Origin of the sequence: Microbacterium sp. 11MF, assembly GCF_000383475.1 — a bacterium.
Lineage (GTDB): Bacteria > Actinomycetota > Actinomycetes > Actinomycetales > Microbacteriaceae > Microbacterium > Microbacterium aquilitoris.
Genome location: NZ_KB911459.1, coordinates 750,137 through 763,865, shown reverse-complemented (window position 1 = coordinate 763,865; position 13,729 = coordinate 750,137). Strand labels below are relative to the sequence as shown.

Sequence of the window (13,729 nt, the reverse complement as noted above, 5' to 3'; positions counted from 1 at the left end):
TCACACCTTGCGCCCATTCCGCCGGCCGGCCAGCCGTCGCGACCTGAAGGACCTCCGTGCACCCCTTCGCACTGATCCCCTGGCTGGATCCCGAGACCATCATCAACGCCGCCGGTCCGTGGGCGCTCGTCGTGGTCTGCTTCATCATCTTCGCCGAGACCGGCCTGCTCGTCGGGTTCCTCCTCCCGGGCGACACCCTCCTGATCATGGCGGGGCTCCTCTCCAACCCGGTGACGCACGCCCCCAACGGCGTCTTCGGCATCAACGTGTGGATCGTGGGCCTGCTCATCGGCCTCTCGGCCTTCCTCGGCGGCGAAGTCGGGTACCTCATCGGCCGCAAGGGCGGCCCCGCGGTCTTCGAACGCAAGGAATCCGGACTCTTCAGCCGGAGCAACGTCGATCGCACGAACGCCTTCTTCGAGCGCTACGGCGGCGTCACCGTCATCCTCGCCCGCTTCGTGCCGATCGTCCGCACCTTCGCGCCGGTCGCTGCAGGCGTCGGCAAGATGGCGTGGCACAAGTACTCGCTCTACAACCTGATCGGTGCGGTCATCTGGGGCTTCGGCCTCACCGTCATCGGTTACCTCGTCAGCCTCATCCCCGGCGTCGGCGAGTTCGTCGCCTCGTACATCGACGTCATCCTCCTCGCGGCCGTCGCCGGGACCCTCGTCTTCATCGTGTGGCACTACTTCGCCGAGAAGCGCAAGGTCAAGCGAGAGATGGCGGCCGGCTCGGACGGCGTTATCGACCCGAAGGAAGCACGCGACCTCGTCCTCGAGCCCGAGGCGTTCGACGAGAAGCAGGACGGCTCCCGCGGGGACACCCCCCGGCTCTGATCAGGACGCCTTCTTCTTCGCGGGCTTCTTCTTCGCCGGCGCCGACGCCGTGTCGGCGTCGGCATCCTTTTTCGCAGGTTCCGACCCCGACCGCGCCGCACGGCTCTTCTCGACGCTGGCCCGGAGTGCCGCCATCAGATCGATGACCTCGCCGCCCTCGGCATCCGTCTTCTCCCCGAAGGTCTCGGTGGTGTCGAACGCCTCACCCTTGTCGAGCTTCGCCTCGATGAGGGTTCGGAGTTCCTTCTGATAGTCGTCGGTGAACTCGGTCGGATCGAAGTCGCTCGAGAAGCTGTCGACGAGGGATGCCGAGAGCTCAAGCTCCTTGCTCGAGATCTTCACCGGCTCGTCGAGCACGGGGAAGGATGCCTCGCGCACCTCGTCCGCCCACAGGAGCGTCTGCAGCACGAGGACGTCGCCGCGCACGCGGAGTGCCGCGAGTCGCGTCTTCTGCCGCAGCGCGAACCGCACGATCGCCGTGCGATCGGTCTGCTCGAGCGTCTGACGCAGCAGGACGTACGCCTTCGGACTCTTCGAGTCGGGTTCGAGGTAGTAGGCCTTGTCGAGGGTGAGCAGATCGATCTGCTCGGTGGGGACGAACTCGACGACCTCGATCTCGCGACTGCGCTCGCTGGGCAGCGCCGCGAAGTCATCGGAGGTGAGGACGACGGTGCGCTCGCCGTCGTCGTAGGCCTTGTCGATGTCGGAGTACGGCACGACCTCGCCGTCGATCTCGCAGATGCGCTGATACCGGATGCGGCCGCCGTCGGCCGCGTGCACCTGGTGGAGGGACACGTCGTGGTCCTCCGTCGCCGAGTACACCTTGACGGGCACATTGACGAGCCCGAAGGTCAGCGCGCCTTTCCAGATCGATCTCATGCCCCCAGTAGACACCCGCGCTGCGGTGGCGTCATAGGGGTTGCACACTAATCTGGCCCCATGCCAGCCGCACCGCAGGAGGTCGTCGTCGACGGCCGCAGGCTGCGGTTGACCAACCTCGAGAAGGTGATGTACCCCGAGACGGGGACCACCAAAGGCGAGGTCATCGACTACCTGACGCGGATCGCTCCGGCGATGCTGCCGCACCTCGATGGTCGCCCGGTCACCCGCATCCGCTGGCCAGACGGCACCGGCGAAGGCTCGTTCTTCGCGAAGCACCTCGAGGCGGGCGCGCCGTCGTGGATCGCTCGGAGGCCCATCGAGCATTCGACCGGGGCGAAGGACTATCCGCTCGTCGACGGGGTTCCGACCCTGGTGTACCTTGCACAGGTCGCGTCGATCGAGCTGCACGTGCCGCAGTGGCGCTTCGGCGCGGACGGGGCGAGACGGAACCCCGACCGTCTCGTGCTCGACCTCGATCCGGGCCCCGGCATCGGCCTCGCCGAGTGCGCCGAGGTCGCACGGTGGGCGCGCGCGATCCTCACCGATCTGGGGATGGAGCCGCTTCCCGTCACGAGCGGCAGCAAGGGCATCCACCTCTACTCCTCGCTCGACGGCAGCCGGACCAGCGACGAGATCAGCGCCTTCGCGAAGGAACTCGCCCGGGCGCTCGAGGCCGACCATCCCGACCTCGTCGTGAGTCAGATGTCGAAGGCGGCCCGGCCCGGCAAGGTGTTCCTCGACTGGAGCCAGAACAACGGCAAGAAGACGACCATCGCGCCCTACTCGCTCCGTGGACGCGAGCGGCCCACGGTCGCTGCTCCCCGCACGTGGGCAGAACTCGACGACCCCGACCTGCGGCAGCTGCTCGTCGACGAGGTGCTCGATCGGGTCGCGGCGGACGGCGACCTCCTCGCCGCACTCGCGCCGACGGATGCCGGTCCCCTGCGCTCCTACATCGCGAAGCGGACGGCTGCGAAGACGCCAGAGCCGGTCCCCCCGTCGCCCGCGGGCTCCGCCGTCCCCGCGGGCTCCCGGTTCGTGATCCAGGAGCACCACGCTCGGCGGCTGCACTACGACCTGCGACTCGAGCACGACGGCGTTCTCGTCAGCTGGGCGGTGCCGCGCGGCATCCCGGAGTCGCCTTCGACCAACCACCTCGCCGTCATGACCGAGCCGCATCCGATGGAATACCTCGAGTTCTCCGGCGACATTCCCGCCGGGGAATACGGTGCGGGCTCGATGTCAATCTGGGACTCGGGCACGTTCGAGCTCGAGAAATGGCGCGACGACGAGGTGATCTTCACTGCCACCGGGCGCGGCGACGGGCCGCTCGGAACCGCGAGGCTCGCCCTCATCCGCACGAGCGGCGACGGTGAGAAGTCGCAATGGCTGCTGCACCGCATGAAGGCGAAGGCCCCGGGGCCTGCCGCCACCCCGCCGTCATCCGCACCCGCACCCGCACCCGCACCGATGCTCGCGACGTCGTCGAACGCGGCGCTCGCCCGGCATGCGGCCACCCGCTGGGGTCCGTGGGTCGAATTCAAATGGGACGGCGTCCGCGCCCTCGGGATCTGGGACGGCCAACGACTGAAGCTCCGCGCGCGAAGCGGCGCCGACATCACCGCGCGGTATCCCGAACTGACCGGCGGCGACCCCGGGTTCGGCGCCGCCGCCTGCGTCGTCGACGGCGAGATCGTCGCGCTCGACGATCGGAACCGGCCGAGCTTCTCGCTGCTCCAGCACCGCATGCACCTCACGAAGGCCGGCGAGATCGACCGCGAGTCGGCCCGGATCCCCGTGCAGTTCCTGCTGTTCGACGTCCTCGAGGTCGACGGGACGGATGCCGCTCCACTCCCTCTGTCGCAACGACGAGAGCTGCTGGAGGGCGTCGCCGAGGGCACGATCGATCCCATCGTCGTACCTCCCGTCGCGAGCGACGTGGACGATGCCCTCGCGACGGCGCAGCAGCTCGGACTCGAGGGCGTCGTCGTGAAGGACCCCGCGTCCACCTACCGCCGGGGGGTGCGCAGCGAGCAGTGGCTCAAGGTCAAACTGACACTGATGCAGGAGGTCGTGATCGGAGGCATCCGACCGGGCAAAGGCGGCCGCACCGGCGAGATCGGTTCGCTGCTCATGGGAATCCCCACCGACGGCGGGCTGCGCTACATCGGTCGCGTCGGGTCCGGTTTCAGCGAAGCGACGCTCGCACGTCTGGATGCCGAGCTCTCACCCCTCCGCACCGCCGAGAACCCTTTCGTCGACATCGGTCGTGCCGAGGCATCCGATGCGCTGTGGGTCAGGCCCGAGGTCGTCGGCGAGGTGGAGTACGCCGAGGCGACGCCGAGTGGAACCCTCCGTCATGCCCGTTGGCGAGGGCTTCGCCCAGACAAGGCTCCGACGGACGTCCACGCCGAAGGCTGACCACCACCGTCAGGCGTGGGCTTCGTGCTCGACGTGCCCTGCCGGTTCGAGCTGGAACGTCGAGTGCTCCACGTCGAAGTGGCGTGCGAGGCAGGACTGCAGCTGGGACAGAAGCGCACCGGCGCGATCATCCGCGAAGTAGTCCGTCGCGACGACGACGTGCGCCGTGAAGACCGGCGCGCCGCGCGTGAGCTGCCAGACGTGGACGTCGTGCACGTCCACGACCCCCTCGGTGCCGAGGATGTGGTCGCGGATGTCGGTGACCTTCGTCCCCGCCGGTGCGCGCTCCCCCAACACGGCGAACACCTCTTTCAACAGGGTGATGGCGCGCGGCACGATCAGGGCGGCGATGACCAGCGAGGCCACGGCGTCAGCCGGCATCCATCCCGTCACCCAGATGACGCCGGCCGCGATGATCACGACCACCGACCCGAGCAGGTCGCCGAGGACCTCGAGGTAGGCGCCGCGCACGTTGATGCTCGTGCGCTGCGCGACGCTCAGGACGTAGAGCGAGACGCCGTTGGCGATGAGGCCGATGACGGCGACGACGAGCATCGGCAGGCCCTGCACCTCGGCGTCCGCGGGTCGCATCAGTCGGCCGACGGCTTCGGTCGCGATCCACGCTCCGAGGGCGATGAGGATCACGGCGTTCAGCAACGCGCCGAACACCTCGGCGCGCTGGTAGCCGTAGGTCTGCCGTTCGTCCGCGGGGCGCGCCGCGACCGACGCGGCGATGAGCGCGATCACAAGTCCCGAGCTGTCGGTGAACATGTGGCCGGCGTCGGCGAGGAGGGCCAGCGACCCGGTGAGGATCGCACCGACGAGCTGGACGACGAGCACCGTCGCGGTGATCCCCAGGGAGACCGCGAGCAGACGCCGCGGGTGTCCTCCCCGGATGCCGGTGGGTGCGTGATCGTGCATACCTACGAGGTTAGGACGGCACGCCGGGGCGGGCGGCCTCATCCCGCAACTCGGGAATGAGTCCGATTCTCAGCCTCAGCGGAAGAGCCCGCGCGGCGTCACAGTGCCGTCAGCAGGGGGCCGAGCGCGTCGAACGCCCGTGCTCGGTGTGACGACGCGTTCTTCTCCGCCGGCGTGAGCTCCGCCGCGGAACGGCCCGCGGCGTCGTCCGGCAGGAACACGGGGTCGTAGCCGAAGCCGTTCTCTCCGGTCGGTGCGGTCGCGAGACGACCGGGCCAGACTCCGGTCACGACGTGCTCCTCGCCACCGGGGACGACGAGCGCGATCGTCGAGACGAACTGCGCCGTCCGGTGCGGATCGGCGATGTCGGCGAGCTGATCGAGCAGGAGCTCGTAGTTCGCGACGCCGTCCTTCTTGTGCCCCGCCCAGTACGCGGAGAACACCCCGGGGGACCCGCCCAGCACATCGACGGCGATCCCGGAGTCGTCCGCCATCGCCGGGAGGCCGGTGTGGGCGGCCGCGGCGCGCGCCTTGATCAAGGCGTTCTGCGCGAACGTCACACCGTCCTCGACGGGCTCTGGGCCGTCGTATCCGACGACCTCGAGATCGGGACGGGTCGACGCGACGATCGCTCCGAACTCCTCGACCTTGTGCGCGTTGTGCGTGGCGAGGACGATGCGGCGCGTCGTCACGCGAGCTCCTGCGCCAGTGCGGCGAGCTGCGCCTCGCGGAGGTCGCCGCAGCCGTTCACGCCGAGCTCGAGGAGGGCGTCGAGCTCGCGCTTGTCGAAGGGCGCACCCTCGGCGGTGCCCTGGACCTCGACGAACAGGCCTCGACCGGTCACGACGACGTTCATGTCGGTCTCGGCGCGGACGTCCTCGACGTAGGCGAGGTCGAGCATCGGCTCGCCGTCGATGATGCCCACCGACACTGCTGCAACGGAGTCGTGCAGGGCCTTGGCGTTCTTGCCGACGAAGCCTTTCGCGCGACCCCACTCGATCGCGTCTGCCAGGGCCACATACGCGCCCGTGATCGCGGCGGTGCGGGTGCCGCCATCGGCCTGCAGGACGTCGCAGTCGATGACGATGGTGTTTTCGCCGAGGGCCTTCGTGTCGACGACGGCCCGGAGCGCACGGCCGATGAGGCGCGAGATCTCGTGAGTGCGACCGCCGACCTTGCCCTTGATCGACTCGCGGTCGTTGCGGGAGTTGGTCGCGCGCGGGAGCATCGCGTACTCGGCGGTGACCCATCCCTTGCCCTTGCCGGTCAGCCAGCGCGGGACGCCGTTGGTGAAGGATGCCGTACACAGCACCTTCGTGCCGCCGAAGGAGATCAGCGCAGACCCTTCGGCGTGCGCACTCCAGCCGCGCTCGATCGTGATGGGGCGGAGCTGGTCGACGGCACGGCCGTCGGCGCGGGTGGTCTCGGTCATGGGGTCCCCTTCGGTAGGTCGATGGCACCGGTCTGGACGAGACGCACGGCGCTGACGCCGCGTCCCATCAGCCGGTCGGCGAGTCGGAGGAAGTCGTCGGCGGAATCGCCGGTCGCCTCGTAGACGTGGGTCGCGGTCGCGTCGTGCCCGGCGAGCAGGTCGCGCGAGACGAGCTGGCGGTAGACGTCCTTGGCGGTCTCGGTGTCGCTCGAGACGAGCGACACATCGGGACCCATGACGTAACTGATCGCGCCCTCGAGGAACGGGTAGTGCGTGCATCCGAGCACGACAGTGTCGACGCCGGCATGGCGAAGGGGCGCGAGGTACTCCTCCGCGACCCGGAGGACATCCGGGGAGTCGGTCACCCCCGCCTCCACGAAGTCGACGAAACGCGGGCACGCCTGAGCGAACACGCTGAGGCGCTCGTTGACGCCGAGCATGTCCTGGTAGACACCGGATCCGATCGTCCCCGCCGTCCCGATCACGCCGATGCGGCCGTTGCGCGTGGTGGAGATCGCGGTTCGGACCGCGGGACCGATGACCTCGACAACGGGCACGTCGTACCGTTCGCGGGCATCGCGAAGGAGGGCAGCGGATGCGGTGTTGCAGGCGATGACCAGCATCTTCACGCCCTGGTCGACGAGGGTGTCGAGCACCTCGAGACCGTACCGGCGGACGTCCGCGATGGGCTTCGGCCCGTAGGGCGAATGCGCCGTGTCGCCGATGTAGAGGATGGATTCCCGCGGCAGGAGCTGCGAGACGGCACGGGCGACCGTGAGCCCGCCCACTCCGGAGTCGAAGATCCCGATCGGTGCGTCCGTCACGATCGACCAGCCTAGTCTCGGTGAGGACTTCGTCCGCGCCTGGATAGAGTGACCGCATGGGCATGTCCACAGCATTGCTGACCGACCGCTACGAGCTCACGATGCTGGATGCCGCCCTGCGCGACGGCACCGCGAGCCGGCGCTGCGTCTTCGAACTGTTCGGGAGGCGCCTGCCCGGCGGCCGTCGTTTCGGCGTCGTCGCCGGCACGGGCCGGCTGTTGTCGGAGATCGTCGACTTCCGCTTCGACGATGCCGAGCTCGCCTACCTCCGCGACAACGACATCGTGAGCCCGGCCACGGTCCGCTACCTCGAGGGGTACCGGTTCAGCGGAACCATCAGCGGCTATCGCGAAGGTGAGCTGTACTTCCCCGGCTCCCCCATCCTCACGGTCGAGGGCACGTTCGCCGAAGCCGTAATCCTCGAGACCCTGGCCCTCAGCATCCTCAACCACGACTCGGCCGTCGCCACGGCCGCGGCCCGCATGAGCATCGCCGCCGGTGACCGCCCCCTCGCAGAGATGGGCTCGCGCCGCGCCGCCGAGCGCTCCGCCGTCGCGGCGGCCCGCGCCGCCTACATAGCGGGGTTCTCCGCCACGAGCAACCTCGAGGCCGGCCGCTCCTGGGGCATCCCGACCATGGGAACCGCCGCCCACGCGTGGACCCTGCTGCACGACAGCGAGGAGGACGCATTCCGCAGCCAGATCGACGCGCTCGGAACCGACACCACCCTGCTCGTGGACACGTACGACATCCGCCAGGGCGTAGAGACCGCGATCCGCGTCGCCGGCACCGGGCTCGGCGGCGTCCGACTGGACTCCGGCGACCTTCCTACCGTCGCCGCCTCGGTGCGCCGGCAGCTCGACGAACTCGGTGCGACCGAGACCAAGATCACCGTGACGAGCGATCTCGACGAGTTCGCGATCGCGGCACTGGCGGCATCCCCCGTCGACGCCTACGGCGTCGGTACCTCCGTCGTCACCGGGTCGGGTACGCCGACGGCCGGCATGGTCTACAAGTTGGTCGCCCGCCAGGGTGTCGACGGCGGCTGGGTCCCGGTCGCGAAGGCCTCCACGTCGAAGGCGTCCATCGGAGGCCGGAAGGCCGCGTTCCGGCGACGGGCGGACGGTGTGGCGACGGCGGAGGTCGTCGCCGTCGCCGACGGGTTCGACGAGGTGGACCCACCTTCCGCGCACCCCGACGCCCGGCCGCTGCAGACCGTGCTCGTCGATCGCGGTGATGCGGATGCCGCCCACCTAGGCGCCGACGGTGTCACCGCTGCTCGGGCCCACCACCTGCGCGTGCGGGAAGAACTCCCGGTCATGGCGCTGGCGCTCAGTCGCGCCGATCCCGCCCTGCCGACCGTTTACGAGGTCAGCGAGGCGTAGATCTCCTTGCACGTCGGGCAGACCGGGAACTTCTCCGGGTCGCGACCCGGCGTCCACTTCTTGCCGCAGAGTGCGCGCACGGGCTTGCCCGTGATGGCCGACTCGAGGATCTTGTCCTTCTTGACGTAGTGCGAAAACCGCTCATGGTCGCCGGGCTCGATCGCCTCCTCGCGGATGAGCTCCTCGAGCTCACGGTCGAGTGTGGCGAGGCCGCCCTGATCCGGGCTGTCGATCGGCGTGCTCATTCCCCCGAGTGTACTGCGACGCGGCGCCGCGTGGTCGGGTCAGAGCGTCTCGGCGAATTCCATGGTGCGGCTGGTGCGACGCTCGAAGAGGGCCCCGCCGATGGCCACGCCGACGACGAGGACCGCCGCCCCGACGCCGACACCGCTCCAGAAGGACGTCCACGCCTCATCCTCGTCGCCGGCGAGGGACAGCCACCCCCACCAGAGCGCCGGCGCGGAGAGGAGGATCGCACCGAGCAGGACGAGCGCCTGCGTCATCGAGCCGCCCGTGCGCTGAGGCTGCTCGAACGGTCCCTCCCCCGGTCGTGAGACCGCGTACGGGGCGGCCACCGAGGAGATGGAGCTCAGACCCAAGCCAGTGGCGAACAGGCTCACGCACACTCCGACGAGCGCCGGCAGCACGGCCCATCGCCCGTGGATCCAGATCGACGCGGTGATCGCCAACGCCAGGAGCGGGACACCCACCAAGACTATGGGGACGAGGCGTCCGAGGCGATCGGCGACGCCACGGACTCCGGCCGAGATGTGCAGCCAGACCCCCGTCGAGTCGTAGGCGAGGTCGTTGTGCACGAGCCAGCCCAGGAACAAGGCGAGGATCGGGGGTGGGATCAGCGCGACGGTCTGCAGAGGGACGCCCACCACCAGGAGGGGTGTCACGATGAGGACCGAGGCGACCGGGACGACGATGACATTCGCGAGGTAGCGAGGATCGGAGAACCAGTAGACGATGCTGCGGGCGGCGATGGCTCCGCCCGGCGTGCCGGGCATGACGGCGAACCAGCCGAGTCCGCGACGTTCCCCGACCGGCACGACGCGCTCGGTCGAGGTCATGAGAGTCCGGACGAGCAGCTGCCACAGCGCCGCAAGGGCGAGGAGTGTGCCGACCGCGACGAGCATTGATGCGACGAGTTCGCCTCCGCTACGGACCGCGATGGCGGATGCCGCACCGAACGGGGTGACGGCGAGCACCTGCGCCGCCTCCGTCAGTTGGGACGGCAGTCCGCCGGACCACTCCAGTGAGAACGCGAAGGCGGCGACGGGGATCGCGACGACACCAGCCGCCGTCACCATCAGGCCGGTGAGCTGAGGCGACCGCCGGTCGCGGAGGGCCACGGCGGACACCGCCATCGCGCACCGGGCCGCGAGCACGGAGGTTCCGACGAGCAGGAGCGCTGCCAGAACGGCGAGACCGGCCGGCGAGCCGTGGCCGGTCCACGCCGCGATCATCGCCGCCGCGACCGCGACGACGACCAGACCCGGGATGCCGAGCGGCGATGCGAGCGCGACCGACCAGGCCACCCGTCCCGGCTCTTCACCCGTGACCACGAACCGACGCGGATCGAGCGGGTCCTCGACGCCGCTGAACAGCGGAATCAGGAAGAAGCCCGCGACCAGGAGGGAGCTTCCCACCACCGTGAGCGTCGCCGCCTCGCCGTCGGGAACACGGTCGAGTCGGATGAGGGCCACGCAGACGGCCGCCACCGCGAGGGCGAGGACAGCGAAGCCCGCGAGCCGTCGCAGCAGGACCAGAGGCCGCGCGTTGAGGGCGCCGACCAGCAGCGCGAGCCTCAGTCGGAGTACGTGTGCAACCACTCCAGCCCCTCCACGTCGCTGAGGCCGCCGGAGAGCTGCATGAAGCGCTCCGCGAGGGTGTGATCCCCGCGCACCTCGTCGACGGTGCCCTTCGCCAGCACCTGACCCGAGACGATGACCGCCACTCCGTCGCAGACGCGCTCGACGAGCTCCATGCCGTGACTCGAGAGGACGACCGTGCCGCCTCGGGCGACATAGGCGGAGAGGATGTCGAGGATGACCTCGCTCGAGACCGGATCGACCGCTTCGAAGGGCTCGTCGAGCACCAGCAGACGGGGGGCGTGGATCATCGCCCCCGCGAGCATGATCTTCTTCGTCATGCCGGCGGAGTAGTCGGAGACGGGACGGGCGAGGGCGGCCGTGAGGTCGAACGCCCGGCCGAGGTCTTCCGTGCGTTCGGCGACGACGGCTCCGCGAAGACCGCGGAGGACCCCGTAGTAGTGAAGGAGCTGTCGCCCCGTGAGCCGCTCGAAGGTGCGGAGTCGATCGGGCAGGACCCCCATGAGCGCCTTGGCGCCCCGGGGGTCGCGTCGCAGATCGATCCCGCCGACCTCGATGGTCCCCCCATCGGGACGCAGGAGGCCCGCGATCATCGAAAGGGTCGTCGTCTTACCCGCACCGTTGGGCCCCACGATCCCGTAGAAGCTCCCCGCCGGGATCTCGAGGTCCACCGCATCCACCGCGCGCGTGCGGCCGAACGACTTCGAGACATCCGTCATCCGCAGGGCGGGCGTCGGCCGCGTCGTCTCTTCGGAGGCCTCGGTCTCGACCTCCGCATCCATCTGCGGCATAACGGCGGTCGCGGGCGCTTCCGGAGCGAGCTCCTCCGCCTCCTCGACCTCGAACGCGACGGTGGGAGCGTCCGCGTCCGTCGGGCCGGGACCTTCCTGGGGGTCGACCGTCACGTCCGACGGCTCTTCGACCTCTGCGGCATCCGCAGGCACGGAGACATCAGCGACATTCGAAACCTCGATGTCCTCGGTCTCCTGGGGGACCTCGATCACCTCCGGATGCGTGTCCGCGGGCGACTCGGGCTCAGGCTCGATGACGGGCTCGGGCTCGCCCTCCGGCTCGGGTTCGGGCATCGGCTCGGGCTCGGCTTCCCTCACCGGCTCGGGCTCCGCCTCGGCGACCGGCTCTGTCTCGGGGATCGGGTCCGGGTCGCCGGCAGCGACATCCGTTCCCTCATCGAGGTCCTGCGGCTCCTGGTCGGCGACGATCGGCTCTTCGAAGCGTGCCGCCGCAACGGATGCCGGGATCTCGGGCTTCGGCGGAACCTCGGGAGCGTCGGCATCCACAGGCGTCCCCGGCAGCTCGGCGGCGGCCACGGCGGCGGGAACCTCGGGCGGCGGCGGGACGGCGGTGCCGGCGCCGGACACGGGCGCCTTTTTGCGGGGCGGTCGTGTCTTGGGAGGCGTCACGGGATAAACCTATCAAGCCGGCGTGCGCCGCTCCTGAGGGAGTGTCACGTTGTGTGAGTTATCACGAATGCGCAACGTCGGACCTGGATACGGGCCCTTTTCAGGCACCCCGGATAGCATTGACCCGGCACGAAGATGTGTCTTTCCGATGAACGGACATTGACCACATCGTCAGGAGCACCACGTGACCAAGATCGTCATTCTCGCAGCCGGCATGGGCTCGCGGCTCGGCCGCAGCCTGCCCAAGCCGCTGACGACCCTGAACGACGGCCGCAGCATCATGGGGCAGCAGCACGACAACATCCACGCTGCATTCGGACCTGCCGCCCCCATCACGACGGTCGTCGGCTACCGCGCCGAGACCATCGTCGAGGCGTTCCCGGACGTCGACTACGTCTACAACGACCGCTACGACCAGACGAACACGTCGAAGAGCCTTCTTCGCGCGCTCAAGGCCACGGGCAAGTCGGGCGTGCTGTGGATGAACGGCGACGTCGTTTTCGACCCCCGCGTACTCGGGCGCGCGCTCGCCCTGGTCGAGGCCGAGCAGTCCTTCGTGACCGTCAACACCTCGAAGGTGAGCGACGAAGAGGTCAAGTACACCGTCGACGCGGAAGGCAACATCGCCGAACTGTCGAAGACGGTCGTCGGCGGCCTCGGCGAAGCCGTCGGGATCAACTACATCTCCCGTGCCGACAAGCCCGCGCTCATCGCGCAGCTCGGCAACGTCGACAACCAGGACTACTTCGAGCGTGGACTCGAGCTCGCCGTGGCCGAGAACGGCCTGAAGCTGCGCCCTCTCGACATCTCCGATCTCTACGCCGTCGAGGTGGACTTCGCCGAAGACCTCGAGCGGGCCAACTTCTACGTCTGACGCGCCGCGCGAGCGGCCGAGGGCCGCGAGCACACACATGACCGACGTTCCCCGCATCCACTCGCTCCCCGATGACGCCGCCTGGGTGGGGGGTCTCCCGCCGGTCGGCTCGCCGGAGCACCCCTGGCTCATCCGCGTCCTCGATCGGGTGCTCGCTGTCCAGCAACCGGCGGTCGGAGCGCACCTCCACGCGATCCGGTCACGTCATCCGGAGGCGACGCCCGCCGACGTCATCCGGATACTGGAACGGCGCTACCTGGCAGCCGTGACCACCGGTGGGGCCGCTGTCGGAGCGACTGCCGTCGTCCCCGGCATCGGCACGGCGGTCACCCTGGCGCTCAGCGGAGCCGAGACCGTCGGATTCCTCGAGACGACCGCGCTGTTCGCGCAGTCCCTGGCGGAGGTGCACGGCTTCCGCGTCACCGATCCCGACCGCGCCCGCGCTCTCGTGCTCACGCTCATGGCGGGCAAGGAGGGCGTCGATCTCGTCAGCCAGTTCGCCGGCCAGGTGCGGGGCGTCGGCCCAGGACGCGACGCCTACTGGGGCAAGCTGGTGACCACCTCGCTGCCGAAGGCCATGGTCGGCCCCCTCATCGATCGGCTCAAAGCCTCCTTCATCCGACGGTTCGCCGCGCAGGGCGGTGCGTCGCTCATCGGACGGGCGCTCCCGTTCGGCGTCGGGGCGGTCGTGGGGGGCAGCGGCAACCACATCCTCGGCCGCCGCGTCGTCGTGGGCGCCCGACGCGCCTTCGGCCCGCCGCCCCTCGCCTTCCCGAGCGAACTCGCCCCCCGTCCTCGCGACGCCGTGCGCCCGCCGTCGGTCCGACGCGGTCTCCGCGGCCGACGTCGGCGTGGAGACGGCGGCGCCGGGGCCCCGGACAACGAGTAGCGTGGC

13 protein-coding genes are annotated in these 13,729 nt (G+C 69.6%); 5 read left to right on the top strand and 8 right to left on the bottom strand.

The window, feature by feature from the left end; translation table 11 throughout:
- Positions 1–56: 56 nt before the first annotated feature.
- A complete protein-coding gene (locus H286_RS0103635) occupies positions 57–836 on the top strand; it encodes a DedA family protein (RefSeq protein WP_020097143.1) in 780 nt (259 codons plus the stop codon).
- Here H286_RS0103635 and ku read toward each other — a convergent pair whose 3' ends face one another.
- The gene (gene ku, locus H286_RS0103630) at positions 837–1,715 is read right to left on the bottom strand and encodes a non-homologous end joining protein Ku (RefSeq protein ID WP_020097142.1); all 879 of its coding nucleotides are present in this window, start codon (positions 1,713–1,715) and stop codon (positions 837–839) included.
- 60 nt (positions 1,716–1,775) lie between these two features.
- Here ku and H286_RS0103625 point away from each other — a divergent pair, with 60 nt between their 5' ends.
- Positions 1,776–4,139, top strand: a complete 2,364-nt coding sequence (locus H286_RS0103625; RefSeq protein WP_028497381.1) for an ATP-dependent DNA ligase — start codon at positions 1,776–1,778, stop codon at positions 4,137–4,139.
- Between the two features lie 9 nt (positions 4,140–4,148).
- Here the strand turns inward: H286_RS0103625 and H286_RS0103620 are convergent, their stop codons facing one another.
- The 4 genes from H286_RS0103620 to murI all read right to left on the bottom strand — a co-directional run bounded on the left by H286_RS0103620 (position 4,149) and on the right by murI (position 7,316).
- Positions 4,149–5,060 (bottom strand): cation diffusion facilitator family transporter, encoded by a 912-nt coding sequence (locus tag H286_RS0103620; RefSeq protein ID WP_020097140.1) that lies wholly within the window; start codon positions 5,058–5,060, stop codon positions 4,149–4,151.
- A 98-nt stretch (positions 5,061–5,158) separates the two neighbouring features.
- Positions 5,159–5,752 carry an RdgB/HAM1 family non-canonical purine NTP pyrophosphatase gene (gene rdgB, locus H286_RS0103615; protein ID WP_018188220.1) on the bottom strand — a complete coding sequence of 198 codons (594 nt, stop codon included), beginning with the start codon at positions 5,750–5,752 and terminating at the stop codon, positions 5,159–5,161.
- Entirely contained in the window at positions 5,749–6,492 is a 744-nt protein-coding gene (gene rph, locus H286_RS0103610) for a ribonuclease PH (protein WP_018188221.1), read from the bottom strand. The genes rdgB and rph overlap by 4 nt, the downstream gene beginning before the upstream one ends.
- Positions 6,489–7,316 (bottom strand): glutamate racemase, encoded by an 828-nt coding sequence (gene murI / locus H286_RS0103605; protein WP_020097139.1) that lies wholly within the window; start codon positions 7,314–7,316, stop codon positions 6,489–6,491. Before murI ends, rph begins: the two co-directional genes overlap by 4 nt.
- Positions 7,317–7,372: 56 nt before the next feature.
- Between murI and H286_RS0103600 the strand changes: the two genes are divergently transcribed.
- The gene (locus H286_RS0103600) at positions 7,373–8,701 is read left to right on the top strand and encodes a nicotinate phosphoribosyltransferase (RefSeq protein ID WP_020097138.1); all 1,329 of its coding nucleotides are present in this window, start codon (positions 7,373–7,375) and stop codon (positions 8,699–8,701) included.
- On the opposite strand, the gene H286_RS0103595 is transcribed toward H286_RS0103600, so the two are convergent.
- Genes H286_RS0103595 through H286_RS0103585 form a run of 3 tightly spaced genes read right to left on the bottom strand, consistent with a single transcriptional unit; the run spans position 8,680 to position 11,960 of the window.
- On the bottom strand, positions 8,680–8,946 hold the full coding sequence (locus H286_RS0103595) for a DUF3039 domain-containing protein (RefSeq protein WP_018188224.1): 267 nt from the start codon (positions 8,944–8,946) through the stop codon (positions 8,680–8,682). The two genes, H286_RS0103600 and H286_RS0103595, sit on opposite strands and share 22 nt — an antisense overlap.
- 39 nt (positions 8,947–8,985) lie before the next feature.
- Entirely contained in the window at positions 8,986–10,539 is a 1,554-nt protein-coding gene (locus tag H286_RS0103590) for a hypothetical protein (RefSeq protein WP_020097137.1), read from the bottom strand.
- On the bottom strand, positions 10,515–11,960 hold the full coding sequence (locus tag H286_RS0103585; protein WP_231370879.1) for an ABC transporter ATP-binding protein: 1,446 nt from the start codon (positions 11,958–11,960) through the stop codon (positions 10,515–10,517). The genes H286_RS0103590 and H286_RS0103585 overlap by 25 nt, the downstream gene beginning before the upstream one ends.
- 184 nt (positions 11,961–12,144) lie before the next feature.
- Here H286_RS0103585 and H286_RS0103580 point away from each other — a divergent pair, with 184 nt between their 5' ends.
- Both H286_RS0103580 and H286_RS0103575 read left to right on the top strand, forming a co-directional pair.
- Positions 12,145–12,834, top strand: a complete 690-nt coding sequence (locus tag H286_RS0103580; protein ID WP_018188227.1) for a phosphocholine cytidylyltransferase family protein — start codon at positions 12,145–12,147, stop codon at positions 12,832–12,834.
- A gap of 37 nt (positions 12,835–12,871) precedes the next feature.
- Positions 12,872–13,723 (top strand): hypothetical protein, encoded by an 852-nt coding sequence (locus H286_RS0103575; RefSeq protein WP_020097135.1) that lies wholly within the window; start codon positions 12,872–12,874, stop codon positions 13,721–13,723.
- Positions 13,724–13,729: the final 6 nt, after the last annotated feature.

What these genes read in the sequence shown, in the direction of transcription:
- ku (WP_020097142.1), bottom strand. Translation starts at nt 1,715, where the DNA reads ATGAGATCGATCTGGAAAGGCGCGCTGACCTTCGGGCTCGTCAATGTG.
- H286_RS0103625 (WP_028497381.1), top strand. Translation starts at nt 1,776, where the DNA reads ATGCCAGCCGCACCGCAGGAGGTCGTCGTCGACGGCCGCAGGCTGCGG.
- H286_RS0103620 (WP_020097140.1), bottom strand. Translation starts at nt 5,060, where the DNA reads ATGCACGATCACGCACCCACCGGCATCCGGGGAGGACACCCGCGGCGT.
- rph (WP_018188221.1), bottom strand. Translation starts at nt 6,492, where the DNA reads ATGACCGAGACCACCCGCGCCGACGGCCGTGCCGTCGACCAGCTCCGC.
- H286_RS0103600 (WP_020097138.1), top strand. Translation starts at nt 7,373, where the DNA reads ATGGGCATGTCCACAGCATTGCTGACCGACCGCTACGAGCTCACGATG.
- H286_RS0103595 (WP_018188224.1), bottom strand. Translation starts at nt 8,946, where the DNA reads ATGAGCACGCCGATCGACAGCCCGGATCAGGGCGGCCTCGCCACACTC.
- H286_RS0103575 (WP_020097135.1), top strand. Translation starts at nt 12,872, where the DNA reads ATGACCGACGTTCCCCGCATCCACTCGCTCCCCGATGACGCCGCCTGG.